A 25,306-nucleotide genomic window follows, 5' to 3' on the forward strand; every position below is an offset into this window, starting at 1 on the left:
CTGTGCTGCATGCCGGTCGGCGTGCAGCCTTACCTGATTGAGGATGTGCAGATGTCCAGTGTATTGCGTCCGGCCCTGAGCCTGATTGTGTTGATGAGTCTGATTACCGGTGTGGCGTATCCGTTGGCCGTCACCGGGGTGGCACAGGTGGCGTTTCCGGCACAGGCCAATGGCAGCCTGCTGTATGACGAAGCGGGAAAGGTGCGCGGTTCGTCACTGATCGCCCAGTCGTTTACCGGCGAAGAGTGGTTCCAGTCGCGTCCATCCGCAGGCGCGTTTGCCACGGTGGCCAGCGGTGCGAGCAACTTCGCCCCGAGCAACCCGGCGCTGGCGACACGCGTCAAGGAAGACGCCGCCAAAATGGCCGACGCCGCTCAGGGGCCTGTGCCGATGGCCTTGCTGACCACGTCCGGCAGCGGCCTTGATCCGCACTTGTCACCTGAAGCCATTGCCTGGCAAGCCAGTCGCGTGGCAGCGGCCCGGCAGTTGCCGCTGGACAAAGTGCAGGCCCTGATCGACGCCAACACCCAGCGTCCGCTGATCGGCCCGCCAGTGGTCAACGTATTGACCTTGAATATGAGCCTGAATCAGTTACCGTCTGCACCACGCAACGCGCAGCTGTAACAGAATGCGTAATGGCGACAGATTGACTAGGCTAACAGTGATAGAGAAAAGGTATACCCAACTTGAGTGATTCCGGTCGAGCTGACGCACTGCTGGCCCAGTTGCCCCGCGAGGGGCGTGGGCGGTTGAAGGTTTTTCTCGGTGCCGCGCCGGGCGTGGGCAAGACTTACGCCATGCTCCAGGCCGCCCACGCGCAACTGCGTCAGGGCGTGAAGGTGCTGGCCGGCGTGGTGGAAACCCACGGGCGTGCAGAAACCGAAGCGCTGCTCAACGGTTTGCCGCAACAGCCGTTGCTGCGCACGGAATACCGTGGCATGACGCTGGAAGAGATGGACCTCGACGCCTTGCTCAAGGCCGCCCCGAGCCTGGTGCTGGTTGACGAGCTGGCGCACACCAATGCGCCGGGCAGCCGGCACACCAAACGCTGGCAGGACATTCAGGAACTGCTGGCCGCCGGTATCGACGTGTACACCACGGTCAACGTCCAGCACCTGGAAAGTCTGAATGATCAGGTGCGCGGCATCACCGGTGTGCAGGTGCGCGAGACGCTGCCGGACTGGGTGCTGCAGGAAGCCTTCGATCTGGTCCTGATCGACCTCCCGCCGCGTGAGCTGCTGGAGCGCTTGCGCGATGGCAAGGTCTACGTGCCGGAGCAGGCGCGTGCGGCCATTGATGCGTTTTTCACCCAGACCAACCTCACTGCGTTGCGCGAAATGGCGATGCAGACCGCTGCGGCTCAGGTCGATAACGATCTGGCGCAGGGCTACCGGCAGTTGGGCCAGTCCGCACCGGCGGTGCGTGGGCGCATGTTGGTGGGGATCGATGGCGATACCCACGCCGAGCGTCTGGTGCGCCACGCCAGCCGGGTGGCCCAGCGTCGTCATCTGCCGTGGAGCGCCGTGCATGTCGATGACGGGCAGACCCTCGACGAACAGTCGCGGGCACGTCTGCAAAGCGCCCAGCAACTGGCCGAGCGGCTGGGCGGCGAAGCGGTCTCGTTGCGCGCCGGAGAAGTGGCCAGGACGCTGGTCCAGCATGCCATCGAACGGCGTGCCAGCGTGGTGCTGGTCGGGCAGTCGCGCAGGCACTGGCGGCGTCGGGTATTCGGCGGCGGTGTGGCCGCGCGCCTGTTGCGCGAAGGCCACGGTCTGGAAATCTCGGTGCTGGATGACAGTGAAGAACTGCCCGATCAGCCGCCGCGGGCGCGTCCTGCCCGTGAAGTGGTGTGGTTCGATTACGGCCTGGCCTTCGTCGCCACGCTGATCGCCAGCCTGGTGGCCTGGGGCGTGGCGGGTGTGCTGGCGCTGCCCAATATTTCCCTGATCTTCCTCGCTGCGGTGTTGCTGGTGGCGGTGCGCAGCAGCATGGGGCCTGCGCTGGCTTGCGCCGGGATGTCGTTTCTGGCCTATGATTTTCTGTTCATTCCGCCGAGCTTCTCACTGAATATCCAGCGTGAAGAAGACGTGCTGACGCTGTTGTTCTTCCTTTTGATGTCAGCCTTGACCGGCAAACTGGCGGCGCGTCAGCGCAGGCAATTGCAGGCGTTGCGCGACACCCAGGAACAGACCAGCGAGCTGCTTGATCTGTCGCGAAAAATGACCGCCGCCACAGATCGCAAAGCGGTACTCAATGCCGCCGAGCAGCACTTTTCCGGCTGGAAAGAGTTGCACCTGTGCCTGGTGGGGCGCGACGGGCAGGGCGGCTGGGTGGTCGAAACCGGTGGGCCGCTGACGTTTTCGGAAGCCGAACGCGCGGCTGCTGACTGGGCCTGGCAGCACGATCAGCCCGCCGGCAGTGGCACCGGCACGTTGCCGTCGGGTCGCTGGTGGTGGTGGCCGATCACCGCAGAAGAAGGCCCATTGGCCTTGTTGGGTGTCTGTGCCCGGGAAGGGCAGTTGTTCACTGCGCAACATCGCCGCCTGCTGGCCGCGCTGACTCAGCCGCTGGCGCAGGCCCTGGCCCGCGCACAACTGGCGCAAGAGCTTGAAGCGGCGCGCCTGCACGGGGAAACCGAGCAACTGCGCAGTGCCTTGCTGGCCTCGGTGTCCCACGATTTGCGCACCCCGCTGACGTCGATGCGCGGCAGCATCGACAGCCTGCTGGCACTGGGCGAAGCCATTCCTCTGGAAGACCGTCGCGAGTTGCTGGAAGGCACCCGTGACGAGGCCGAGCGTCTGGACCGTTACATCCAGAACCTGCTGGACATGACCCGGTTGGGCCACGGCGCGCTGAAACTGGCCCGTGACTGGGTGTCGCCGGCCGATATCGTCGGCAGCGCGCTCAATCGTCTGCGTGCGGTGCTGGCGCCATTACAGGTCAGCACGCACGTGCCCGGCGAACTGCCATTGCTGTATGTGCATGCGGCGCTGATCGAGCAGGCACTGGTCAACGTACTGGAAAACGCCGCGCGCTTTTCACCCGTCGACGGGCGCTTGCAGGTGGCGGCAGGCGTGGTCGACGCCGAGCTGTTCTTCTCGGTCAGTGACGAAGGGCCGGGCATTCCCGAGGACGAACGGGCGAAGATTTTCGACATGTTCTACACCGCAGCACGGGGTGACCGGGGCGGGCAGGGCACCGGGCTCGGGCTGGCGATCTGTCAGGGCATGATCGGCGCGCACGGCGGGCGACTGGCTGTCGAGGAAGGCATCGACGGACTGGGGACGCGTATCACGTTGTTTCTGCCGTTGCAGGCGCAGCCGGATGCCGAAATGGAGGAACCTGTTTGAGTCAGGTGGCGACGATTCTGGTCATTGACGACGAGCCGCAGATTCGCAAGTTTCTGCGCATCAGCCTCGCGTCTCAGGGTTACAAAGTGATTGAAGCAGCCACGGGCATGGAAGGGCTGACTCAGGCCGCGCTGAGCAAGCCCGACCTGCTGGTCCTCGACCTCGGCCTGCCGGACATGGATGGCCAGCAGGTGCTGAGCGAGTTTCGCGAGTGGTCGGCCGTGCCGGTTCTGGTGCTCTCGGTACGCGCCAGCGAGGCGCAGAAGGTTCAGGCGCTGGATGCCGGGGCCAATGATTACGTGACCAAGCCGTTCGGCATTCAGGAGTTTCTGGCCAGGGTCCGGGCGTTGCTGAGGCAGGTGTCAGGCAGCGAGAAACCCGACTCGGCCTTGCGCTTCGGCCCGTTGACCGTGGATCTGGCCTACCGCCGCGTGTTGCTCGATGAGCAGGAAGTGGCGCTGACTCGCAAGGAATACGCGGTACTGGCGCAACTGGCGCGGCACCCCGGACGAGTCATCACCCAGCAACAATTGCTCAAGGATATCTGGGGGCCGACCCACACTGAAGACAGCCATTACCTGCGCATTGTGGTCGGGCATTTGCGCCAGAAACTGGGCGATGACCCGACCGCGCCGAGGTTCATCATGACCGAGGCGGGCATCGGTTATCGATTGCTCGCAGACAGTTGATGACATGAAGATGAAAACAACGATACTGGCGCCTGGGTCATGGCACTTTTGGCAAGCCGGATCGTCAAAGCCGCACACTCCGTATTTACTCTTGAGGTAACACCCCATGAAAGCCCTGATCTGTCTGCCATTGCTGGTGCTGGTCCTTGCAGGTTGTGCCGGCAAGACCGGGTATCGGGACAGCTGCGGTACCCAGCTCGACGCTGCCTGGCACGAACTTGATCTGGCCAAGGCTGAAGGCTTCGCCGGAACCGTCAGCTACTCCAAAGCCCTGTCGCTGCTGACCGGCGCCAAGACCCAGCAACAGTTCGAAGCCTTTGAAGGCTGCACCGAGAAAGCCGAAAAAGCCCGCTTCTACATCCGTGAATCCCGCGCGGGCCGCTGATAGCTGATCCTGCACCGCGTCGTACATGCCATCGCGGACGCAGAGCGTCCAGAACGGCATGCCGACGCGGAGCGTCGCACGATAGTTCAAGTCGTGGGAGCGGACTTGTCCGCGAATGGGCCGGTACATCCGATGCATTTTCTGTGTCTGGAATAGTGCCTTCGCGGACAAGTCCGCTCCCACGGGTGTTAAGCGGGCCTTGTGAGAGCGGACTTGTCCGCGAATGGGGCGGTACATCCGATGCATTTTCTGTGTCTGGAATAGTGCCTTCGCGGACAAGTCCGCTCCCACGGGTGTTAAGCGGGCCTTGTGAGAGCGGACTTGTCCGCGAATGGGGCGGTACATCCGATGCATTTTCTGTGTCTGGAATAGTGCCTTCGCGGACAAGTCCGCTCCCACGGGTGTTAAGCGGACCTTGTGGGAGCGGACTTGTCCGCGAAAAGGGCCTTAAATTCGCAGGAGATATATCGCTCTCAACATCGCCTTCGCGGACTAGCGAACCGTCGCCACCTCTCGCTCCGTATGCTTTGCATCACATCAAATCCCTACCGCCTCTGGCGAAACGGCCTACGCTCACCGTAGAGTGTTCGGACGTTTAGCATCGTGCGCAGTCCCACAGTCATGCGCAGTGGTCGGAGGGGCTTTTCGATGGGCAGAAAACTCGATGCATGCCTGAGCGCGATCAATGAAGTCGTGCTGGGTAAGGACGCGCAAGTACGGTTGGCGATGACCTGTCTGATCGGCGGCGGGCATTTGCTGATCGAGGACTTGCCGGGTATGGGCAAGACCACGCTCAGTCATGCGCTGGCGAAGGTTCTTGGCCTGAGCTATCAGCGTATTCAGTTCACGTCCGATCTGTTGCCGGGCGACATTCTGGGCACGTCGGTCTTTGATCGTGACAGCGGGCAATTCACGTTTCACCCGGGGCCGATCTTTGCCGAGCTGGTGCTCGCCGATGAAATCAACCGCGCCACGCCTAAAAGCCAGAGCGCCCTGCTGGAAGCGATGGAAGAAGGACAAGTGTCCATCGAAGGCGCGACTCGCCTGTTGCCTGATCCATTTTTCGTGATCGCCACCCAGAACCCCTTCAGCTCCGGGGGCACGTTCGCCTTGCCCGAGTCGCAACTGGACAGGTTCCTGATGCGCATTTCAATGGGCTATCCCGCCAGAGCCGCCGAGAAAGCCTTGCTGCTCGGCGAGTCGCGTCGTGAGCTGTTACCGCGTTTGCAACCGATTCTGGATCATGCCCTGCTGGGTGAGCTTCAGGCTCAGGCGCGGCAGGTGCGGGCCAGTGACGCGCTGGTCGATTACGTGCTGCGCCTGGTCGATGCCACACGCAGCCAGCCGCAGTTCGCGTATGGCCTGTCGCCCAGAGCGAGTCTGGCGATTCTGGCGGCGGCACGGGCCTGGGCCATGTTGCTGGGGCGCGATTACGTGATTCCCGAGGATGTGCAGGCGGTGCTTCCATCGGTGGTCGGCCATCGGTTGCGTGAGCGCAGCGACCCCACCGGCCACGGTGGCGGGGCGCTGGTGCAGTGGCTGTTGCGCGAGGTGCCCGCGCTTTGATCCAGCCGTTCAAACCGCTCTGGCAACGCTGGCTGGTGAAGCGTATTCCACCGGCGTCGAGGGTTACGCTCGACCATCGGCGCATCTTCATCATGCCGACGCGGACCGGGATGACCTATGCGCTGGTGCTGGTCTTGATGCTGCTGGTGGCGATCAATTATCAGAACAGCCTGGCCTACGGTCTGACGTTTCTGCTCTTGTCGGTAGGCGTGCTGGCCATTTTGCACACTTACCGCAACATCAGCGGTTTGATTCTCAGCGCCGGTGTGGCGCGTTCGGTGTTTGTCGGTGAACCGGTGCAACTGCACCTGCGTCTGGAAAGTGCCGGGCAGGCTCATCATGCACTGGGCCTGGGTTGGACCGCCACGGCCATGCAGCCCGGCGACGTACTGCCGCGCGGCCTGACCGACCTGGAATTGACCCTGCCTGCCGAGAAACGTGGCTGGCTGCACGCCCCCCGGTTGCGGGTCGAAAGCGTGTTTCCGCTGGGCATCTTCCGCGCCTGGAGCTGGCTCGACCTGGAGCAGAGCGCCTTGATCTATCCACGGCCCTTGTCCGGCGCCATGCCGCTGCTCAAAGGTGCGCAACCCCATGCCGAGGATGACGGTCAGGCCACTCAGGGCGCAGGGGTCGATGACTACCAGGGCCTGCGCAGCTACCAGCCGGGTGACAACCGCAGTCGTTTGCACTGGAAAGCGTATTCCCGGGGCCAAGGGCTGCTGATCAAGGATTTCACCGATCTGAGCGGTCATGACCTGTGCCTGGATTTCATGGCGCTGGGTGGCGGTATCGAAGAACGCCTGTCGCGGCTGTGTTATTGGGTGCTGGAGCTGTCCCGGCGTCGCCAGCCGTTCGCCTTGCGGCTGCCGGGTTTTCTTTCGACGGTGGACAGCGGTGACGCGCACCGTGAAGCCTGCCTGCGCGCACTGGCGCTGTATGGCGACCGGTCATGAACGTCAACGCCAGCGCCGCGCCGCCCCTTGCGCCGATCCCCCGCGTCAGTCTGGTCTGGCTGTTGCTGGCGCAGGCGCTGGTGGTGTTGCCGTTCGCGCTGCATGTGCCCGTCTCCATCATCCTCCTGTGGCTGGGCTGCACGTTCTGGCGGGTTCAGGTGTTCCGGATGCGCGCTCGTCTGCCCGGCACCTGGGTCAAGTCAGGGTTGCTGGTGGGCACCGCCGGTGGCGTGTACCTGGCGCGCGGCAGTCTGGTCGGGCTGGACGCGGGGGCGGCGCTGCTGGTGGCGGCCTTCGTCCTGAAAATGCTGGAAATGAACAACCGCCGTGACGCGCGGGTGCTGATTTTTCTTGGTTTTTTTTGCGTGGCGGTCGGCTATCTGTTTGAAAACAACCTGCTGTGGGCGCTGTTCAGTCTGCTGCCTGTCGGCACGCTGCTGGCGGCGCTGATCGGTCTGCAGCAGTCCGATCTGGCGGGCCAGTCTTCCGACACGCTGAAGCTGGCTTTTAAAATGATGGCCCAGGCCGTGCCACTGATGCTGGTGCTGTTCCTGTTTTTTCCGCGCCTGGACCCGCTCTGGTCATTGCCGCAGCCGAGTAACAAGGGCGTCACCGGGCTGTCTGACAGCATGGCGCCGGGCGACATGGCCGAGCTGAGCAAATCGCCGGCGCTGGTGTTTCGTGCCAGTTTCGAAGGGCCGATCCCTGCGCGCAATCAGCTGTACTGGCGCGGCCTGACCCTTGAGCAGTTCGACGGGCGTCGCTGGTCGCAGTCAGCCCGAGCCCAGACGGTGCAGATTCCACAGTGGGAGAAACAGGGCGAGCCGCTGGCCTACAGCGTCGTCATGGAAGCCAGCGGTCGTCCGTGGTTGTTGAGCCTCGATGTGGCTGAAACGACATTGCCCGACGTGCGCCAGATGAGTGACTTCCGCTTGCAACGCAGGAGGCCGGTCGAGCAATCGCTGCTGTATACCGTCAACTCCTGGCCGCAAAGTATTCGTGACCCGCAATCCAATGAGCAGATTCAGCGCCAGAACCTGCAACTGCCGCCCAAAGGCAATGACCGCGCCCGGCAGTGGGCCGATGAGCTGCACCGCCGTTACGCAACGCCCGACGCATTGGTCGAAGCAATGCTCGCCTACTTCAGCGATCAACCGTTTCATTACACCCTCAAACCGGTGCAAACGGGCAGTGACAGCATCGATGAATTCCTGTTCGTCAGCCGTCAGGGCTTCTGCGCTCACTACGCCGGTGCCATGACCTTCGTGTTGCGTGCCGCTGGCATTCCGGCGCGGGTGGTGGCCGGGTATCAGGGCGGTGAACTGAACCCCGACGGCCAGTACCTGACCGTGCGCCAGTTCGACGCGCACGCCTGGGTCGAGTATTGGCAGCCGGGCGTCGGCTGGCGCAGCGTTGATCCTACCGCTGCGGTTGCGCCGCAGCGTATCGAGCAAGGCCTGGAGCAGGCCCTGGCGGCCGACGAAGCCTTCCTCCAGGATTCCCCGCTGTCGGCGTTGCGTTATCGCAACGTGCCCTGGATCAACGCGATGCGCCTGAGCTGGGACAACCTCAACTACGGTTGGCAACGCTGGGTGCTGGGGTATCAGGGACAACAACAGTTACACATTCTCGGGCGCTGGTTTTCGGGCTTTCAGGCGCCGGTTTTTGTGCTGGGCATCCTGCTGTCGCTGGGCCTGATCGCTTTGTGGCTGTTCAAACCGTGGCTGCGCGAGAGCGATTTGCAGCTGCGCCTGTTCAACGCATTTGAACGCTTGCTGGCCCGTCATGGTCTGCGTCGTATGCCGGGTGAAGGCGCCGATGCGTTTGGCCATCGAGCGGTGCTGTTTTTTCCGCAGCATGCCGAGGCCATCGAAGGCTTCATTCGGGAATTTCAAGCGCAGCGCTACGCCGGGCAACTCGCTCGCGCGAGCCGTTTGAAGAAGGCATTGAAGACGCTGCGTCGTCGTCTGCCCTGGCGGTTGTCAGCCGTCAGGCACAGGCATTCATGAAAGGTTTGGTCGAAGGGGAACAGCATGTCGTCAATGGTCAATCATCTGGTCGCCGAAGTGCTGGCGCTGGACGTCAAATTGCTTGCATGTCAGGCGCGTCTGGCGGTGTCTACCGACAGCGAAGCGCTGCATGATCTGCGCACCACCGTGCGCCGTCTGCGCAGTGTGTTGCGCCCCCTGCGGGACATTCCGGTCGCCGCCGAGCTGGAAGAGGCGGCCAAGGCCGTGGGTCAGTTGACCACGCCGTTGCGGGATATGCAGGTGCTCGCTGCTTTTCTGGAAGAGCAGGGGCTGAACGAGGCGGCTTTCAAGCGCCATCAGCACCTGAACGACGCGTGCCCGAAAGTGGCCACGTCGGGGGAACTGACCCGGCTGCTGAATCTGATTGATCGTTTTCCGGCCTCGCTTCGCCTGCAACAGCGTCAAGGGCAGTTGCGCGGCCTGCGCAAGACCATTGAAAAGCGCATGGACAAGCAGTGGAACAAACTGCGCGTGGCCATTGCCGAACCGGGCCACGACCGACACGACTTGCGTCTGCTGATCAAACGCGTGCGCTACGCCGCCGAAGCCTATCCGGCACTCAGCCACCAGCCGAAGAACATGCAGGCCCGGCTCAAATCCGCACAAAGCGAACTCGGCGACTGGCACGATCATTTGCAATGGCTGGCCCAGGCCGGCGAACAATCGGATCTTGCGCCGTGCCTGCCCGGTTGGCAGATCGGCATCGTGCGCGCCGAGCGCAAGGCCGAAGCCTCGCTCAAGCGGCTTGCAAAGGCATGCTTCTGATGCCGCACGCCCTGCCGGTTTTCCGGGCAAGGCAGAGCATCAAGCCGCAACGATGGCCGATATGTAGCCTGTCAGCCGGCAAACGGATGGCTATCATCCCTGACTGGATTTCAGGCGTTTGGAATGACCATGACTTTTTCAGAACTGATCGACGCAACCCGTGACAACCCGCTCTCCGTGACCATTCCCGCCGAATGGTCGCAGGGCCGCGCCTGCTTTGGCGGGCTCATGGCGGCGTTGACCTATGAAGCCATGCGTGCCCAGGTGCCGGATGGGCGGCCCATCCGCTCGCTGGCGATTACCTTCGTGGGGCCGGCCGAACCCGGTGTGCCGATTTCCTTTGAGGTCGACATCCTGCGTCATGGCAAGGCGGTGAGCCAGGTGTTGGGGCGCGCCATGCAAAACGGTCAGGTGATGACGCTGATACAGGGCAGCTTTGGTGCGTCGCGGGAGTCGATGATTAAGGTCGCCGCCGAGCCTGCGCCAAGCCTCAAACCTGTCGAACAGTGTCCCGAGCTGCCGTTTGTCAGCGGCCTGATGCCCGATTACATGCGCTTCATGGACATTCGCTGGGCGCTGGGCGGCATGCCGTTCAGCAATACGCAGTCCCCCGCCATTGGCGGCTATGTGCGACTTCGTGACGATGAAGCAACGCCAATGAGCGAGGCTCATATTCTGGCGCTGGTCGATACCTGGCCACCCGCCGTGTTGCCGCACCTGAACAAACCTGCGCCCGGCAGTTCGCTGACCTGGACCATCGAATTCGTGCAGCCGCAGCCCGCGCTCGACACCTTGCAGTGGTGCAGCTACCGCGCCGTCATCGAGCATGCCCGCGACGGTTATGGCCACACGGCGGCTGCGTTGTGGAGCCCTGAAGGTGCGTTGATCGCAATCAGTCGTCAGACCGTGACCGTTTTTGGCTGAGCCGTGCGGCGTCCTTTCGGTGAAAGCCCAGCGCCGCAACCATTCCGATCACGCCGATGGCGCTCGACGAAAGGCTCTCTGAAAACAGGCCGTTCAAGATCAGCAGTGTCGCCAGGATAAACAGCGGCACGGCGATCAGGTACAGGGCCACGCTGGTCGAATGCGCCTGATCGGCAGCGCGGTCATGCCACTGATTCATCTGCACATCGGAAAGTGGTTTGTTCATCGTGCTGTCCTCTTCAACGCATCGTTCAATGCCTGAAGGATAGGCCTGAATGTCATGACTGACGAAGCAAGCCTGTCTATCGCCGCGATAGCCTGTTACAGCTTTAGCTGACCGACAGCGGTATTCAGCTCGCCCGCCAGGGTGGCGAGTTCAGCGCTGGTGCTGGCTGACTCCACGGTCTGGACCACGGTGCGCTCGGTGACATCCCGAATGCTCACCACCGCACGGTTCATTTCTTCTGCAACCTGGCTCTGCTGCTGGGCCGCGACGGCGATTTGCGTATTGCTTTCGCGCATCTGCGCCACCGCACCGGCGATGGCGGCGAGCGCCTCGCCAGCTTCTCTGGCCTGCTGCACGCATTCATCGGCCTTGAGCGAGCTGTCCTGCATGAAGTCCACGGCGTCGCGAGTGCCGCTCTGCAGGGTCGACACCATGCTGGTGATTTCATCGGTGGAGGTCTGCACCCGTTTGGCCAGATTGCGGACTTCGTCGGCCACCACGGCGAACCCCCGGCCCATTTCCCCGGCGCGTGCGGCTTCGATGGCGGCATTCAGGGCCAGCAGGTTGGTCTGTTCGGCAATGCTGTGGATCACATTGACCACGCTGTTGATCTTCTGGCTGTCCTCGGCCATGCGTTGAATCATCTCGGCCGTCTGCTGAACGCCGCTGGAAAGCCCGGCGATGGAGACCTGCACGCGGTCGACCACCGCCTTGCCGCTGCCTGCCAGTGCATCGGCCGTCTGCGACTGGTCGCGGGTGGTGCTGGCGTGTTGGGCGATGTGATGGACCGTGGCCGTCATTTCATTGATGGCGGTCGCGACCTGATCGGTCTCGCTTTGCTGGCCGAGCATGCCCTGACGCACGTCCTTCATGCCCGCCGCCAGTTGGGCCGCGCCCAGATCAAGGCGTCCGGCGGTTTGCGAAACGGTATTGACCACGCGCTGATACCCAGCCTGCATGGCGTTGAATGCCTTGGCCATCTGCCCGACTTCGTCGTCACTGCGATTGACGACACGCGCCGACAGGTCACCGGTCTTTTCGACGTGCAGCATCACGTCTTTGAGTGCGTTGAGCTGGCTGAGCAGAAAGCGGATCAGCAACTGCGATGCGCAGAGCATCAGCATCATCAGCATGAAAACGACAACCGCGTAATGCGCGAAGCGAGCCTGAAGTGTCTCCATGAAGCTCGGAGTAAAGACCAGCACCGCCACTTGCTGTCCGTTGCTGGCGGATACGATTTGAGCACCGCTCAGCAAGCGGTCGCCCAGCCGTTTGTCCAGTGAAACCCAGCCACCGGCGCTCGCCAGTGCCGGCAAAGAGACCCCGTTCAGTTCCGGTGTCTGGCCTTTGGCGTAGACGAGCAGTGCATCACTCGGGGTCAACGGTTTTTCAGCCGGCCAGGCGGCCAGCAGGCGAGCCTGCACGTACGCAGCCTCGCGTGACGTCTCGGCGCGAGCCTGTTGTTCCAGGTGCAGGGCGTAAAGCACCAGCAACAGGGTGGTGACGAACGCGACCGCGTTGACGGCCCAGAATTTGTATTTCAGTGACAGGTTGCCAAGCCATGAGCCCATGAGAGGTCTTCTTTGATGATCGTGTGAGATAGCAGCAAGGTGCCATCACGATGCCTCATCCATCAAAGTGCCTCTTGATGCGGATCAAGAAAGCGGCAGATTTTCACCGACTGTCGATTCCACCGTTGGCAAACCGAAAAATGCCCGGGCGCAGGCGGTGCTGTGTCGCGCCAGGTCTTCCTGACTTTCACCGCGGTGCAGGGCCACTTCGCGCAGCACTTCAGGCAGGTACGCGGGTTCATTGCGACCGTTCTTCGGCTTCGGACGCAGGCTGCGGGGCAGAAGATAGGGCGCGTCACTCTCCAGCATCAGCCGACCGCGGGGGATATTGCCCACCAGCGCATGCAGATGCGTGCCGCGCCGTTCGTCGCAGATCCAGCCGGTAAGGCCGATGTGCAGGTCCATGTCCAGATAACTGAACAGCGCGGCGCGCTCGCCTGTAAAGCAATGCACCACCGCAGCGGGCAGTCGGTCGCGGTAGTCGCGCAGGATTTCCAGCAGGCGCTGATTGGCGTCGCGCTCATGCAGAAACACAGGCAATTGCAGCTCCACGGCCAGTGCCAGATGGGCTTCCAGGACCTTTTCCTGCTGGGGACGAGGGGAAAAGTCGCGGTTGAAATCCAGCCCGCATTCGCCTACCGCGCGAACGCGATTTTCCTTGAGCAGGGCATGCAACTGTTTCTCGCTGTCAGCGGTCCAATCGCTCGCTGAGTGCGGGTGAATGCCTGCCGTGCAGAACAACTGTTGCGCGCTTTCATCGAACTCGTGACACAGCTGCAAGGCCTGTTCACTGCCCTCGACGCTGGTACCGGTCACCACCAGCTGCGAGACGCCTGCGGCATAGGCCCGGTCGAGTACCGCCTGTCGCTGGGACGCGAAGCTTGCGTTGGTCAGATTGACGCCGATGTCGATGAGTTGCATGGTGCTACCTCCGCCTCAAGGCCGCCGAGCATACCAGAGCTACGGCTACAAGAAGAAAAGGCAGGGTATTCAATACATTGAGTGTGAACGCTCACCGATGTCCTTCGCTGTTCGATGCTGCTGCGTGACTAACGACTTTCTTTTTCCTGTTTCTTTTCCGGCATTGCCCGGGGTAAACGAATGATCCGATCCGCGCTTGTGTCCGTCATGTGCCTTTTACCGCTGCTGCCCCTGCACGCCTCCGCGCGTCAGACAGGTCCCGAGGCGGTGCAGCACAACACTCAAGTGCGCGACCTGCCGGCCATCCGCAGCAGTAAAGTGCTGCGGGTGCTGGTCAACCAGAGTCGAAACAGCTCGGGCGACGTCAAGGGGCAGGAGATCGGGGTCGAGTACCATCGTCTTGAGGCGTTCGAGCAATACCTCAACAGCCATGCCCGCGATGGCCGGAAAGTGACGTTCAAAGTCATCCCCAAAGCCAAGAATCAGTTGCTGAGTGCCTTGCAGCGCGGCGAGGGTGACCTGATCGCGCCCGGCGAGCTGCTGGATGTCAGCGACGCCAAAGGTGTTCAGGCCAGCGCCCCCATCATTCATGACGTGCCGTTGGTCTTGGTGGGGGTTCGCGGTCAGCGCAGCCTGCGCCGGGTGGACCAGTTGTCGGGGCGGACGCTAAGCCTGCCCACCGGCAGTGCCGCCGACGAAGCTCTGCATCAGGTCAACCGGCAACTGGAACTGCGCAAGCTGCCGTTGGCGAAAATCGAATGGGTCGATCCCACGCTGGCGGTCGAAGACGTGCTGGAGATGGTCCAGGCCGGTATTTATCCGATGACACTGGTCGAACAGCCCATCGCCGAACGCTGGGCCAGGATCATGCCCAAATTGCGCATAGACCGTGACCTGACGTTGCAGACGCATGGCGATATCAGTTGGTTCGTGCGTGATAACGCGACCCAGCTTCGCGCCAGCGTGGACGACTTTCTGAAAGGCTACACACCCTCCGCCCAGCATGATCTGGCCTTCGAGAAGGCGTACCGGAACACCTTCAAGGTCAATAACCCACTGGTGCGCAACAACCTGCAGCGTCTTGAACAGTTGCGTCCGATGCTGCAACGCCACGCCGATGCGCAGGGCATGGACTGGCTGGACCTGGCGGCGCTGGCGTTCAAAGAGTCAAAGCTCGACCCGACCGCCAAAGGCAGTGGCGGTGCGACGGGGCTGCTGCAGATCACGCCGTCGGCGGCGAAACGGGTAGGCGTACAGAATATTCAGAGCGCCGACGACAATATCCGCGCAGGCTCGCGGTACATGGCGCTGATCCAGCGCAAGTATTTCGCCAGTAACAAGGTCAACGAACGCGAGCGGATGGCTTTTGTGATGGCGGCCTACAACCTGGGGCCAGAACGCGTACAAGGCATGCGCGAGGAAGCACGGCGGCGCGGGCTCAACCCGAATCAGTGGTTCTTCCAGACCGAGCGTGTGGCGATGGAGCAGGGCGGTGCCAACGTGGTCGCGTTCGTCAACAGTGTAAACAAATACTACCTGGCGTTCGACCGCGAGCGGGACTCGCTGGAAAAGGGCGGTACGGCCACGGCGGTGAAACGTTGATTATCGAATTATTCGATGCGTATGTGCCGTTATTTGCGGTTTTCGCATGAGTATATTTGATTATGATGGCGCCATTCCCGCCTCATCACTTTCGGAATCACCTCACATGAACACATTCATTCGCTCGATCCTCACCACACGTGCCGGTTACGGCCTGACCCTCCTGCGCGTCATTGTTGGCGTCACCTTCATCGCCCACGGCAGTCAGAAACTGTTCGGTGCATTCGGAGGCTACGGCCTGGAGGGTACGGCGCAGTACATGGAGAGCCTTGGCCTGACGCCGGGTTACCTGATGGCCTTGATGTCTGGCAGCGCCGAGTTCTTTGGCGGCCTGGGTCTGCTGGTCGGGCTGCTGGCCCGTCCGGCTGCCGCGCTGGTCATCGTCCTGTTGCTGGTGGCGATTTTCACGGTCCACATCCACAACGGATTCTTCATGGCCAACAACGGCTATGAATATGCACTGGCCTTGCTCGGTGGCGCTGTTGCAGTGCTGATCGAAGGTGCAGGCAAGCTGTCGCTTGACCGCATGATCGCATGATCGCTCGGTAACCGGCTACGCTTGTTCTGCAAGGCCTGCCTTTTCGGCGGGCCTTGTGCGTTTGCAGGCCTGTGCCACGGATGACAATTGACAATGAATGGGGCGTTTCTCTAGGATGCGTGCTCAAGCGCCGATTTAACAACTACTTGCGGGGCGCCTGGCAAGGCTCGTGTCTTGTCGAAATACCGCTAAAACGTTGGTTCGGTGTTGCCTCTCACCGCTGCCCAGCGGATCTTGCGAGGCAGAGAAAAAACCATGAACAACCTGCGCCCCCTCATTCGTCTTTCCCCGATCAGTACGGTCTTGTCGCGCAAGAATCCGAAAATCCTGCTGAGCGGCTCTCATCAGCCTACCTTGTTGCGCTACCTCGATGGCTGGCCTCGTCGGCGTGGCGGTTCCTGCGCGTTTCTGATCCAGTTTGTCGAACCTCATCAATCGCTAAGCCACTTTGCCAACGATCAGTTCGACCTGGCGGTGGTGCAATCGCCGCGAGCGGACGACGTCGATCAGGTTATTCGTGACCTGACGCGCATTGCTCGCCAAGGGCTGATTACGCTGGGCTGATACCGCGTGTACACCTCATCGCAATAGAAGGCATATTGCTGGCCCCCGCCGTTACAACCAGCAGGCAAAATCGCCGCCTTATCAAAGGATTAGGTGGTGTCCGCATGCGTTTGGTTTATTGTGCTCTGGCGTGCTTGACGCTGTCCGGACTGGCTTTTTCCGCTCAGGCCAGAAACGCTACCGAAAACGAGCGTTATCTGTGCCGTTGGGGTTCGACCATTGCCGGCGGTGCGCAGGCTTCCAAGTTATCGGGCGTTACGCGCTACGGGGCGCGGCAGAAGCTTCAGGCGCGCAAATTCGCCAAACAGTGGATGCGGCCAATGGCATTGCGCATCACCGAACAGACCTACGACAGCGAGTCGCGGTTGAAGCCGGACGCGGTCAGCAAGGTTTATTACGAAGGCTGTATCCAGCACGAGGTGGCGCGTCGGTAACGTTCGACCGCCCTTTGAATTGATGTCTACAGGGCCGGAGAAGCGTCTTGAGTACAAAGATCATCACCAGGGACGGGCATGAAGCCCTGAAGAAAGAACTCGATTACCTGTGGCGAGAGCACCGGCCCGACATCACCCAGAAAGTCGCCTGGGCGGCGTCGCTGGGTGACCGCAGTGAAAACGCGGATTATCAATACAACAAAAAGCTGCTGCGCGAGATCGACCGTCGCGTGCGCTACCTGCGCAAGCGCCTTGAAGACATGCGCGTGGTTGAGTATTCGCCTGAACAGGAAGGGCGGGTGTTTTTCGGTGCCTGGGTCGAGATTGAAAACGAAGCAGGCGACCTGAAGACATTCCGCATCGTCGGCTACGACGAGATCTATGGCCGCAATGACTACATCTCCATCGACTCCCCGATGGCCCGTGCCCTGTTGAAAAAGGAAGTCGGCGACGAGGTGCTGGTCAACACACCGGAGGGCGAGAAGCTCTGGTTTGTGAATTCGATTGTTTATGAGAAGTGAGGCTGGACGCAGAGCGTTCGGAACTGCCGCGCCGACTGCGTCGGTACGACAATCAATGTTGTGCTACCAGGCAGTTGTCACAGAAATGCTTTTGATGTGCTTTTCAATCACGATGGCACTGACGACGCAGATTGCGACGTCAGTGTCAGGGCGAAGGAACCCGACGAAGTCGGGCCGGAAACGGAGCCGGGATTTTGCTTACTTTGATCCTTCAAAGTCAGTCGCCGAGGGGCGAAAAGGTGACTCAAGTCGAGCCAGAATCTCACTGAGTCGCAAAACCGACGTGTGAGGCAGGAGCACCGTCCAGCTTCTAGCCTCACCCCTCGCGCAGCACGGTCAGCGGGCTGACGTTCAACGCACGGCGGGTGCCGAACACGCCGGCGCCGCCCACCAGCAGGGCGCCGATCACGGGCAACAGCAGCAACCACGGGTGCGGTTGCCATTCCAGTGAAAAGGCGTAGCGGTACAGCACAAAGCTCACCAGTTCACAGCCCAGCGCCGCCAGCACTCCGCTGGCCGCGCCCAGCAGACCGAACTCGATCCGTCGCGACTTGATCAGCAATGCCCGCTCTGCACCCAGCGCACGCAACAGCGCGCCCTGGCGTATGCGCTCGTCCAGTGTCGCCTGCAACCCCGAAAACAGCACAGCGATGCCGGCCGCCAGCTCGAACAACAGCACGAACTGCACCGCCAGAGTGACCTGGTCAAGAATACTGCGCACCTGCGCGAGCAGAGCTTCGACACCCAGAATGCTGATCGACGGATAGGCCCGCGACAGCTCGACGATCTGTTTGTCCTGGCCTGGCGGCAGGTAGAAGCTGGTCAGGTACGTGGTCGGCAGGTCAGCCAGGGTGCCGGGCTGGAAGATCATGAAGAAGTTGGGCTGGAAGGTGTCCCAGTTGACCGTTCGCAGGCTGGTGACCACCGCTTCGCGCGTCAAACCGCCAACAATGAAGCTCAGACGGTCGCCCAGCTTGATCTTCAGGCTCTCTGCCAGTTTGGTCTCGATTGAAACCCCGGGTGTTGCGTCGGCCTGGCCGGTGGCCGGCAGGTCTTTCCACCAGGTGCCGGCGGTCAATGCGTTGCCTTCGGGCAGGTCAGCGGCCCAGGTCAGACTCAGGTCGCGGCGGGTTGCGTTTTCACCACGCGAGTCCTTGGTGACAAAGTTGCTCACCGGTTCGCCGTTGATGCTGATCAGGCGTCCCGGTATCACCGGGTAGAGCGGGGCTGAATGAGTAGACAGCTTGCCCAGGGTCTGGGCGAAGTTTTCTTTGTCCGATGGCAACACGTTCAGCACGAAATAATTCGGCGCATCCTTGGGCAACTGGTTCTGCCAAGTGTCGAGCAATTCACCGCGCAGCAGCGCGATCAACCCCATCGACAGCAGGATCAGGCCGAAGGCCAGTGACTGACCGGCTGCCGCGAGCGGGTAACGCAACAATTGCCCCAGGCCCAGCCGCCAGGGCAGGGACGCGCCGGCCAGCAAGCGACGCAGGCTGTTGAGCGCCAGTAGCAACAGGCTGCCCAGAACCAGTGCCGCGACGATACCGCCGCCCAGCAGGGCAAAGGTCAGCACCAGGTCCAGGCTCAGGCGCCACATGATCAGGCCCAGCGCCAGCAGCGCCGCGCCATACACCAGCCATGAACTGGCGGGGATCGGCAGCATGTCCCGGCGCAGCACACGCAGCGGCGGCACACGACCCAAGGCCGCCAGCGGCGGCAGGGCGAAACCGGACAGCGCGACCAGTCCGGTGCCCATGCCTGCCAGTGCAGGCAAAAGACCGCCCGGTGGCACAGCGGCTGGCAACAGGTTCTGCAGCAGCGCGAACAGGCCCAATTGTGCCAGCCAGCCCAGCAGCGCGCCGCTCAGGCTGGCCAACAGGCCGATGATCGCCAGTTGCAGGCTGAACAATGTCATGGCCTCGCCACGCGACAGCCCCAGGCAGCGCAGCAGGGCGCTGGCATCGAAGCGTCGGGCAGCGAATCGGGAGGCTGACAGCGCCACAGCCACACCTGCCAGCAGCACCGCCACCAGGCTTGCCATGTTCAGATACCGTTCGGCCTTGCCCAGTGCGCCGCCAATCTGCTGACTGCCGTCACGGGCGTCCTTGATCTCCTGATGCGGTTCCAGGCCCGGTTCAATCGCCTTACGGTAAGCCGCCAGCGCCTCGGGCGGGCCGCTCCACATCTCCCGGTAGGTCACCCGGCTGCCCGGCTGAACCACACCGGTGGCCGCCAGGTCCTGCAGATTGATCATCACCCGTGGTGTCAGGCTGTAGAAATTACCGGCACGGTCCGGCTCATACGTCAGTACGCGGCTCAGCTTCAGGGTTTTGGCGCCGACATCGATGTCGTCACCTATCTTCAGGTTGACGGCTGGAAACAGCCGGGCCTCGGCCCACGCTTCGCCGGGTTTCGGGCCGCTGCCGGCCTGCTCGGTCTGGTACAGGTCCGGTGCGCTTTTCAGTTCGCCGCGCAACGGGTAGATATCATCCACGGCCTTGATGCTCGACAACTGAATACCGGCGTCGGTGGCGATCACGCTGGAAAAGACCACGATCTGCGCGTGTTTGAGTTGCAGCCGTTTACCTTCTTCGATCTGTTCGGCACGCGCCGGGCTGGAGCCTTCAAGAATCAGATCAGCCCCGAGAAACTCGGTTGCGCGCAACAGCATCGCGCCGTTGAGGCGCGCACCGAAGTAACCGATGGCGGTGCTGGCCGCCACGGCCACCAGCAAGGCAAAGAACAGGACCCGTAACTCACCGGCGCGGGCATCGCGCAGCAGTTGGCGGGTGGCAAGGCTCAGCAGTCGGACAAAAGGCAAACGTGCCATCAAGGCTCCAGCGGGGCGACCAGTCGGCCCCCTTCAAGGCGGATCAGGCGGCGACAGCGGTGGGCCAGACGCTCATCGTGAGTCACCAGCACCAGCGTGGTGTTGCGCTCCTTGTTCAGTTCGAACAACAGGTCGCTGATGCGCTCGCCGGTGTGGCTGTCCAGGTTGCCGGTGGGTTCGTCGGCAAACAGCACGTCCGGGTCGGCAGCAAACGCGCGGGCAATCGCAACCCGCTGCTGCTCGCCTCCGGACAATTGACGCGGAGTGTGGGTCAGGCGCTGGCCCAGGCCGACACGCTCCAGCAGGTGACGGGCTTTCTCGCGGGCGTCCTTGCGGCCTTCCAGCTCCATCGGCAGCATGACGTTTTCCAGCGCGTTCAGGCTGTCGAGCAACTGGAACGACTGGAACACAAAACCGACGTGCTCGGCACGGACTCTGGCGCGCTGGTCTTCGTCCAGTTCGCTGAGGTTACGGCCTGACAGGATGACGGAACCGGCACTGGGCAGGTCCAGCCCGGCGAGCAGGCCAAGCAGTGTGGATTTGCCCGAACCCGAGGCACCGACGATGGCCAGCGTGTCGCCCTTGTTTAGTTCCAGGGAGAGTTCGTGCAGGATAGTCAGGTCACCTTCGGTGCTGGGGACCACTTTACTGAGGCTTTGGGCACTGAGAATACTTTCACTCATGGAGAATCCGATGCGTGCGTGGTTTTTAAGTGCTGGCCTGGGGTTGCTGTTGCTGTCACAAGGCGCGATGGCGGGCACGGTGTTGATCGTTGGGGATAGTATCAGTGCGGCTTTCGGCCTGGATACCCGCGTGGGATGGGTCAGCCTCCTGGAGCAACGCCTCAAGCAGGAGGGATACGACGACAAGGTAGTCAATGCGTCCATCAGTGGTGACACCAGTGCAGGAGGCCAGGCGCGTCTGCCTGCGCTGCTTGCAGAGCATAAGCCGGAACTGGTTATTCTCGAACTGGGTGGCAACGACGGGCTGCGTGGTCAGCAGCCGGCTCAATTGCAACAAAACCTTTCATTGATGATCGACAGCTCCCGGGCAGCAGGTGCCAAGGTGTTGTTGCTCGGCATGCAGATTCCTCCCAATTACGGCCCGCGTTACACCACGGCCTTCAAAGAGGTGTACAGCCATCTGGCCGAAGAGAAAAAGGTGCCTTTTGTGCCGTTCTTTCTGGAAGGTGTCGGCGGTGTGCCCGAGTTGATGCAAGCCGATGGTCTGCATCCGGCGGCAGCGGCTCAGGGCAAGTTGCTTGAAAATGTCTGGCCGAGCCTGAAACCGCTGCTTTGAGGCTTTCCTGCACGGGGGCTTTCGGCTAATGTGGCGCCCCCGATCTGGAGCCCCCCATGCCGCGTCCCGCCTGGTCCCTGTATGCCTATCAAATGCTTGAACCCCACGAACAGCTGGATATGTTCGCCTGTCAGGAAGTGCGGGTGCATCTGATTGCGCGCCAGCTGGAGCTGGGCGGCTCCATCGACCGCACGTTATGCGGCACGCTACTGCCTGCTCAGCCGCAAATGTCTGCGGTCGAGCTGCAGGCCATGCGTGATGAGCGGCTGTGCCCGCTGTGCAAGGCCATCATGGATGCGCAGCGCAGGGGGATGAACCCGATCTGGCCTGAACTTTAGCTGTCAGTACGGATGGCAGGCTTGCCTTGGATATCCCCGATCCGGCGAGTCCAGGTGTACACTTCAACCTTTGCATTTACCTTGTCGAACCCGAAGGATCTTTCCGGATGTTGTCGCGCATTCCAGCCGTTACCCGCTGTCTGTCACTTGCTGCTCTCTGCGCGGCGACTTCTGTCCATGCTCTGGAGTTTCCATTGCCGCCGCCCGGCGAGGATATCGTCGGTCAGGTGCAGGTCATCAAGGCCCGGTACGAAGACACCTTCGCTGATCTGGGCACAAAATACGATCTGGGCTATCTGGAAATGATCGCCGCCAACCCGGGCGTGGACCCGTGGTTGCCCGGCGCAGGCAAGGACATCGTGCTGCCGACCCGCTTCATTCTGCCGCCGGGCCCGCGCGAGGGAATTGTCATCAACCTCGCCGAATACCGCATGTATTACTACCCCAAGGGGCAGAATGTGGTTCACACCTATCCACTCGGGGTCGGTCGTGAAGGCTGGGGATCACCCATCGGCGTGACCAAGGTGATCGCCAAGACGCCGAACCCGACCTGGACGCCGCCTGCGTCGATCAAGGCCGAGCACGCTGCCGACGGCGATCCGTTGCCTGATGTCGTGCCTGCCGGCCCGGACAACCCGTTGGGCCCGTTCAAGTTCGGTCTGGGGATGTCGGGCTACCTGATTCATGGCTCGAACAAGAAATTCGGCATCGGCATGCGCACCAGCCACGGCTGTTTCCGCATGTACAACAACAACGTGCTGGAACTGGCCGACATGGCCCCCGTCGGCACCACGGTGCGCATTATCAGCGAGCCTTACAAATTTGGCCTCAGCGGCGGCAAGGTCTACCTTGAAGCCCACACGCCGGTTGATGACCAGGGCAATCCTTCGGTGGTCGACAAACACACGGCGGTGATCAACGCGCTCCTGAAACGTGATGACCTTGCCAAAAATCTGCGCATGAACTGGGATCGGGTACGTGACGTGGTCGCGGCTGAAGACGGCATGCCAGTGGAAATTGCCGAGCCGGCGGTTGCCTCTGCAAGCGCGGAAGAACCCGTGATTTTCCAATAGCGCGCGTTACACATCCAGGACTCGTCGCCCATTCAAAACCGGACGCAGAGCGTCCGGAACTGCATTCCCACGCTGGAGCGCGCGGAACGATAATCCTGTCACTATCGTGTCAATGCTCCGTTGGCATGCAGTTTCGTGACGGCTTTAATGGCTTTAAATGTGCTTTTTATCGCAATGTCACTGACGATACAGAGTGCGAGGTCAGTGACGGATCAGCGCCAGGGCGAAGGAACCTGACGAAGTCGGGCCGTTCAGCCAGAAGCAAAATCAGACGTGTCTATAACGCCCAGCAACGCCCGGCGCAGAGCCGAGGCGCCATCCGTTACGCAAAAAACGCACAAAAAAAAGCCGACCCGTTGCCGGGTCGGCTTTCAATAACCCCGAGGGATTATTACTTGCGGCTAGCTTTGTCCAACATGCGCAGAGCACGCTCGTTGGCTTCGTCAGCAGTTTGCTGAGCTTTTTGAGCAGCAGCCAGCGCTTCGTCAGCCTTGCGATAGGCTTCGTCGGCACGTGCTTGCGAACGAGCTGCTGCGTCTTCGGTAGCTGTCAGACGAGCTTCGGTTTCTTTGGATACGCTGCTGCAACCGGTAGCCAGAACTGCGGCCAGAGCCAGAGCAGAGAATTTCAGAACGTTGTTCATCGTGTTCACCTTCAAGGAATTTTTTCAAATTAGTCATCTCTCGAAAATGAGAAAACGACCGGCGTACATAGTACCCATTGTTTGTAGTAAGTAAACGGACCCAGCGCAAGAAGCTGCTAAATTTAGCTGCTTTGAAAGTGTTCTGCGTTACTTCCCGGGCATTCTGTACAAAAACTATCCACTTCCGCGCGGCAAGTGCAGGCCTCGGGCATTCGGGCTTTTCACCTGACCACCTTTTTCTGGCGCTATAGCACCTGACTGTCGGTCGGGAGGACGAAATATTTATGTGTTTTTACCCTTGCTGTGCTTGAGCATATTCGGCAATGACGCCTACTATCCAAGGGTGCTGTTTGTCGAGATCGGCAATGCTCTTTTCGGTGTCATAAAACAGGCACTGGTGGCGCGGATGTTCCTTCGCCTTAAAAAGACCGGTAAGGTAGGGGTCCAATTCCAAGACCCGCTAGGAGTAACGATGAGCGAGGCGTTGTCCATCCACCATGACGAAATCGGCCATCATTTCGAAATCATTATTGACGGCCATCGTGCCTACCTGACCTATATGGATCTCGGGAAGCAAACCCTGGATTTCTACCGGACCTTCGTCCCCGATGCCCTGCGCGGTCGCGGCATTGCCGCTGCGTTGACTAAACAGGCACTGGATTACGCCGACAGCATCGGCTATTCGGTTATACCGTCCTGCTCTTATGTCGAGCGCTACATGGAACTTCATGACCTGCAATCGCAGGCCGCCAAGCTCTGATCCGGCTTTCTTGCCGACAGTCACCATCAAAAACGCCGAGCATCTGCTCGGCGTTTTCGTTACTGCACGGATCCACTAAGCACGGATCACTTGCGCTTGCGCGCCGGCAGTACACCCTTGAGTTTTGCGTGCATGCCGCGCAGGGTCTTTTCAGTACTTGCCCAGTCGATGCAGGCATCGGTGATGGACACACCGTATTGCAACGCCGACAAGTCCTTTGGAATCGACTGGCAGCCCCAGTTCAAGTGACTTTCTACCATCAGGCCGATGATCGATTCGTTGCCTTCCAGGATCTGGTTGGCGACGTTTTCCATGACCAGCGGCTGCAGGGCAGGGTCCTTGTTCGAGTTGGCGTGGCTGCAGTCGACCATGATGTTCGGGCGAATGCCGGATTTGTTCAGGGCCTGTTCGCACAGCGCAACGCTGACCGAATCATAGTTGGGCTTGCCATTGCCGCCGCGCAGCACGACGTGGCCGTAGGCGTTGCCCTTGGTGGTGACGATCGACACGCCGCCTTCCTGGTTGATGCCGAGGAAGCGATGCGGGCTGGAAACCGACTGCAAGGCGTTGATGGCAACGGTCAGGCCACCATCGGTGCCGTTCTTGAAGCCGACTGCCGAAGACAGGCCGGAGGCCATCTCGCGGTGAGTCTGGGATTCGGTGGTGCGAGCGCCGATGGCTGACCAACTGATCAGGTCCTGCAGGTATTGCGGAGAGATCGGGTCCAGTGCTTCGGTCGCCGTCGGCAAGCCCATTTCAGCCAGGTCCAGCAGCAACTGGCGACCAATGTGCAGGCCGTCCTGGATCTTGAACGAGTCATCCAGGTACGGATCGTTGATCAGGCCTTTCCAGCCCACCGTGGTGCGGGGCTTCTCGAAATAGACGCGCATGACCAGATACAGCGTGTCGGAAACTTCCGCTGCCAGCGTCTTGAGGCGCTCGGCATATTCCTTGGCGGCCTTCAGGTCATGGATCGAGCAAGGGCCGATCACGATGAACAGGCGATGATCATTGCCGTCGAGGATGTTGCGAATCACTTCGCGGCCCTGGCTGACGGTGCGCAGGGCAGCATCGGTCAGCGGGATGTCGCGCTTGAGCTGATCCGGGGTGATCAGAGTCTCATTGGAGGCAACGTTGAGGTCATTAATCGGTAAATCAGCCATCGTGTTACTCATCAGGTCGCGGGTACTGGCCGCCAACGGTCCCCCGTGCGGCGGTGCCCAGCAGGTTTGAGCGCAGCGGGGAGCCGAACCTTAGCGCGTTATCGCGCTGTTCGACAATAAGTAAACTAGGTATCGCACCGGTTCACGGGCTGTCAGCC

Annotated in this window: 25 protein-coding genes; 18 read left to right on the top strand and 7 right to left on the bottom strand. The window is 61.3% G+C overall.

What is annotated here, in order from left to right; translation table 11 throughout:
• The first annotated feature begins 51 nt into the window (after positions 1–51).
• From kdpC to BW686_RS11885, 9 genes are all read left to right on the top strand, one after another.
• On the top strand, positions 52–624 hold the full coding sequence (gene kdpC / locus BW686_RS11840) for a potassium-transporting ATPase subunit KdpC (RefSeq protein WP_179149253.1): 573 nt from the start codon (positions 52–54) through the stop codon (positions 622–624).
• A 62-nt stretch (positions 625–686) separates the two neighbouring features.
• Positions 687–3,350: a sensor histidine kinase gene (locus BW686_RS11845; protein WP_084916901.1), complete on the top strand. Its 2,664-nt coding sequence runs from the start codon at positions 687–689 to the stop codon at positions 3,348–3,350.
• Positions 3,347–4,039 carry a response regulator gene (locus BW686_RS11850; protein ID WP_084916903.1) on the top strand — a complete coding sequence of 231 codons (693 nt, stop codon included), beginning with the start codon at positions 3,347–3,349 and terminating at the stop codon, positions 4,037–4,039. The genes BW686_RS11845 and BW686_RS11850 overlap by 4 nt, the downstream gene beginning before the upstream one ends.
• Before the next feature lie 106 nt (positions 4,040–4,145).
• A complete protein-coding gene (locus BW686_RS11855) occupies positions 4,146–4,424 on the top strand; it encodes a hypothetical protein (RefSeq protein ID WP_084916905.1) in 279 nt (92 codons plus the stop codon).
• A gap of 648 nt (positions 4,425–5,072) precedes the next feature.
• A complete protein-coding gene (locus BW686_RS11865; protein WP_084916907.1) occupies positions 5,073–5,990 on the top strand; it encodes an AAA family ATPase in 918 nt (305 codons plus the stop codon).
• Positions 5,960–6,943, top strand: a complete 984-nt coding sequence (locus BW686_RS11870) for a DUF58 domain-containing protein (RefSeq protein WP_084916909.1) — start codon at positions 5,960–5,962, stop codon at positions 6,941–6,943. Before BW686_RS11865 ends, BW686_RS11870 begins: the two co-directional genes overlap by 31 nt.
• A complete protein-coding gene (locus tag BW686_RS11875) occupies positions 6,940–8,952 on the top strand; it encodes a transglutaminase TgpA family protein (RefSeq protein ID WP_084916911.1) in 2,013 nt (670 codons plus the stop codon). The genes BW686_RS11870 and BW686_RS11875 overlap by 4 nt, the downstream gene beginning before the upstream one ends.
• A 33-nt stretch (positions 8,953–8,985) precedes the next feature.
• On the top strand, positions 8,986–9,738 hold the full coding sequence (locus BW686_RS11880; RefSeq protein WP_179149257.1) for a CHAD domain-containing protein: 753 nt from the start codon (positions 8,986–8,988) through the stop codon (positions 9,736–9,738).
• A gap of 129 nt (positions 9,739–9,867) precedes the next feature.
• Entirely contained in the window at positions 9,868–10,662 is a 795-nt protein-coding gene (locus BW686_RS11885; RefSeq protein WP_084917155.1) for an acyl-CoA thioesterase, read from the top strand.
• On the opposite strand, the gene BW686_RS11890 is transcribed toward BW686_RS11885, so the two are convergent.
• The 3 genes from BW686_RS11890 to BW686_RS11900 all read right to left on the bottom strand — a co-directional run bounded on the left by BW686_RS11890 (position 10,631) and on the right by BW686_RS11900 (position 13,380).
• Positions 10,631–10,888, bottom strand: coding sequence for a hypothetical protein (locus BW686_RS11890; RefSeq protein WP_084916915.1), 258 nt, complete (start codon positions 10,886–10,888; stop codon positions 10,631–10,633). The genes BW686_RS11885 and BW686_RS11890 overlap by 32 nt on opposite strands.
• Before the next feature lie 95 nt (positions 10,889–10,983).
• The gene (locus BW686_RS11895; protein WP_084916917.1) at positions 10,984–12,459 is read right to left on the bottom strand and encodes a methyl-accepting chemotaxis protein; all 1,476 of its coding nucleotides are present in this window, start codon (positions 12,457–12,459) and stop codon (positions 10,984–10,986) included.
• 84 nt (positions 12,460–12,543) lie between these two features.
• On the bottom strand, positions 12,544–13,380 hold the full coding sequence (locus tag BW686_RS11900) for a TatD family hydrolase (protein ID WP_084916919.1): 837 nt from the start codon (positions 13,378–13,380) through the stop codon (positions 12,544–12,546).
• Between the two features lie 180 nt (positions 13,381–13,560).
• Between BW686_RS11900 and BW686_RS11905 the strand changes: the two genes are divergently transcribed.
• The 5 genes from BW686_RS11905 (at position 13,561) to greB (ending at position 17,039) form a co-directional block, all read left to right on the top strand.
• The gene (locus tag BW686_RS11905; RefSeq protein ID WP_084916921.1) at positions 13,561–14,982 is read left to right on the top strand and encodes a transglycosylase SLT domain-containing protein; all 1,422 of its coding nucleotides are present in this window, start codon (positions 13,561–13,563) and stop codon (positions 14,980–14,982) included.
• A 106-nt stretch (positions 14,983–15,088) separates the two neighbouring features.
• Positions 15,089–15,520: a DoxX family protein gene (locus BW686_RS11910; protein ID WP_084916923.1), complete on the top strand. Its 432-nt coding sequence runs from the start codon at positions 15,089–15,091 to the stop codon at positions 15,518–15,520.
• 255 nt (positions 15,521–15,775) lie between these two features.
• On the top strand, positions 15,776–16,084 hold the full coding sequence (locus tag BW686_RS11915) for a hypothetical protein (RefSeq protein ID WP_084916926.1): 309 nt from the start codon (positions 15,776–15,778) through the stop codon (positions 16,082–16,084).
• 104 nt (positions 16,085–16,188) lie between these two features.
• The gene (locus BW686_RS11920) at positions 16,189–16,518 is read left to right on the top strand and encodes a hypothetical protein (protein ID WP_007249951.1); all 330 of its coding nucleotides are present in this window, start codon (positions 16,189–16,191) and stop codon (positions 16,516–16,518) included.
• Positions 16,519–16,565: 47 nt separating this feature from the next.
• A complete protein-coding gene (gene greB / locus BW686_RS11925; RefSeq protein WP_084916928.1) occupies positions 16,566–17,039 on the top strand; it encodes a transcription elongation factor GreB in 474 nt (157 codons plus the stop codon).
• A 316-nt stretch (positions 17,040–17,355) separates the two neighbouring features.
• On the opposite strand, the gene BW686_RS11930 is transcribed toward greB, so the two are convergent.
• Both BW686_RS11930 and BW686_RS11935 read right to left on the bottom strand, forming a co-directional pair.
• On the bottom strand, positions 17,356–19,872 hold the full coding sequence (locus tag BW686_RS11930; protein ID WP_084916930.1) for an ABC transporter permease: 2,517 nt from the start codon (positions 19,870–19,872) through the stop codon (positions 17,356–17,358).
• Positions 19,872–20,555, bottom strand: a complete 684-nt coding sequence (locus tag BW686_RS11935) for an ABC transporter ATP-binding protein (protein ID WP_084916932.1) — start codon at positions 20,553–20,555, stop codon at positions 19,872–19,874. Before BW686_RS11935 ends, BW686_RS11930 begins: the two co-directional genes overlap by 1 nt.
• Positions 20,556–20,565: 10 nt before the next feature.
• On the opposite strand from BW686_RS11935, the gene BW686_RS11940 reads away from it, so the two are divergent.
• The 3 genes from BW686_RS11940 to BW686_RS11950 all read left to right on the top strand — a co-directional run bounded on the left by BW686_RS11940 (position 20,566) and on the right by BW686_RS11950 (position 22,582).
• On the top strand, positions 20,566–21,171 hold the full coding sequence (locus BW686_RS11940) for an arylesterase (RefSeq protein WP_084916934.1): 606 nt from the start codon (positions 20,566–20,568) through the stop codon (positions 21,169–21,171).
• Positions 21,172–21,227: 56 nt separating this feature from the next.
• Positions 21,228–21,509: a hypothetical protein gene (locus BW686_RS11945; RefSeq protein ID WP_084916936.1), complete on the top strand. Its 282-nt coding sequence runs from the start codon at positions 21,228–21,230 to the stop codon at positions 21,507–21,509.
• A 107-nt stretch (positions 21,510–21,616) separates the two neighbouring features.
• Complete coding sequence (locus tag BW686_RS11950) at positions 21,617–22,582, top strand: L,D-transpeptidase family protein (protein WP_084916938.1); 966 nt, start codon at positions 21,617–21,619, stop codon at positions 22,580–22,582.
• Between the two features lie 391 nt (positions 22,583–22,973).
• Here BW686_RS11950 and oprI read toward each other — a convergent pair whose 3' ends face one another.
• Entirely contained in the window at positions 22,974–23,225 is a 252-nt protein-coding gene (oprI, locus tag BW686_RS11955) for an outer membrane lipoprotei OprI (RefSeq protein WP_002553018.1), read from the bottom strand.
• 472 nt (positions 23,226–23,697) lie between these two features.
• Between oprI and BW686_RS11960 the strand changes: the two genes are divergently transcribed.
• The gene (locus BW686_RS11960; RefSeq protein WP_084916940.1) at positions 23,698–23,985 is read left to right on the top strand and encodes a GNAT family N-acetyltransferase; all 288 of its coding nucleotides are present in this window, start codon (positions 23,698–23,700) and stop codon (positions 23,983–23,985) included.
• Positions 23,986–24,071: 86 nt separating this feature from the next.
• On the opposite strand, the gene BW686_RS11965 is transcribed toward BW686_RS11960, so the two are convergent.
• Positions 24,072–25,148, bottom strand: coding sequence for a 3-deoxy-7-phosphoheptulonate synthase (locus BW686_RS11965; protein WP_084916942.1), 1,077 nt, complete (start codon positions 25,146–25,148; stop codon positions 24,072–24,074).
• Positions 25,149–25,306: the final 158 nt, after the last annotated feature.

This window comes from Pseudomonas syringae (assembly GCF_002157375.1).
GTDB lineage: Bacteria > Pseudomonadota > Gammaproteobacteria > Pseudomonadales > Pseudomonadaceae > Aquipseudomonas > Aquipseudomonas syringae_T.

Bases quoted from the DNA above. Each gene is read 5' to 3' on its own strand.
- BW686_RS11960 (WP_084916940.1), top strand. From the start codon at position 23,698: ATGAGCGAGGCGTTGTCCATCCACCATGACGAAATCGGCCATCATTTC.
- BW686_RS11915 (WP_084916926.1), top strand. From the start codon at position 15,776: ATGAACAACCTGCGCCCCCTCATTCGTCTTTCCCCGATCAGTACGGTC.
- BW686_RS11885 (WP_084917155.1), top strand. From the start codon at position 9,868: ATGACTTTTTCAGAACTGATCGACGCAACCCGTGACAACCCGCTCTCC.
- BW686_RS11880 (WP_179149257.1), top strand. From the start codon at position 8,986: ATGGTCAATCATCTGGTCGCCGAAGTGCTGGCGCTGGACGTCAAATTG.
- oprI (WP_002553018.1), bottom strand. From the start codon at position 23,225: ATGAACAACGTTCTGAAATTCTCTGCTCTGGCTCTGGCCGCAGTTCTG.
- BW686_RS11940 (WP_084916934.1), top strand. From the start codon at position 20,566: ATGCGTGCGTGGTTTTTAAGTGCTGGCCTGGGGTTGCTGTTGCTGTCA.
- BW686_RS11935 (WP_084916932.1), bottom strand. From the start codon at position 20,555: ATGAGTGAAAGTATTCTCAGTGCCCAAAGCCTCAGTAAAGTGGTCCCC.
- BW686_RS11930 (WP_084916930.1), bottom strand. From the start codon at position 19,872: ATGGCACGTTTGCCTTTTGTCCGACTGCTGAGCCTTGCCACCCGCCAA.
- BW686_RS11950 (WP_084916938.1), top strand. From the start codon at position 21,617: ATGTTGTCGCGCATTCCAGCCGTTACCCGCTGTCTGTCACTTGCTGCT.
- BW686_RS11875 (WP_084916911.1), top strand. From the start codon at position 6,940: ATGAACGTCAACGCCAGCGCCGCGCCGCCCCTTGCGCCGATCCCCCGC.
- BW686_RS11910 (WP_084916923.1), top strand. From the start codon at position 15,089: ATGAACACATTCATTCGCTCGATCCTCACCACACGTGCCGGTTACGGC.
- BW686_RS11945 (WP_084916936.1), top strand. From the start codon at position 21,228: ATGCCGCGTCCCGCCTGGTCCCTGTATGCCTATCAAATGCTTGAACCC.
- BW686_RS11890 (WP_084916915.1), bottom strand. From the start codon at position 10,888: ATGAACAAACCACTTTCCGATGTGCAGATGAATCAGTGGCATGACCGC.
- kdpC (WP_179149253.1), top strand. From the start codon at position 52: ATGTCCAGTGTATTGCGTCCGGCCCTGAGCCTGATTGTGTTGATGAGT.
- BW686_RS11920 (WP_007249951.1), top strand. From the start codon at position 16,189: ATGCGTTTGGTTTATTGTGCTCTGGCGTGCTTGACGCTGTCCGGACTG.
- BW686_RS11900 (WP_084916919.1), bottom strand. From the start codon at position 13,380: ATGCAACTCATCGACATCGGCGTCAATCTGACCAACGCAAGCTTCGCG.
- BW686_RS11855 (WP_084916905.1), top strand. From the start codon at position 4,146: ATGAAAGCCCTGATCTGTCTGCCATTGCTGGTGCTGGTCCTTGCAGGT.
- BW686_RS11895 (WP_084916917.1), bottom strand. From the start codon at position 12,459: ATGGGCTCATGGCTTGGCAACCTGTCACTGAAATACAAATTCTGGGCC.
- BW686_RS11865 (WP_084916907.1), top strand. From the start codon at position 5,073: ATGGGCAGAAAACTCGATGCATGCCTGAGCGCGATCAATGAAGTCGTG.
- BW686_RS11965 (WP_084916942.1), bottom strand. From the start codon at position 25,148: ATGGCTGATTTACCGATTAATGACCTCAACGTTGCCTCCAATGAGACT.
- BW686_RS11905 (WP_084916921.1), top strand. From the start codon at position 13,561: ATGATCCGATCCGCGCTTGTGTCCGTCATGTGCCTTTTACCGCTGCTG.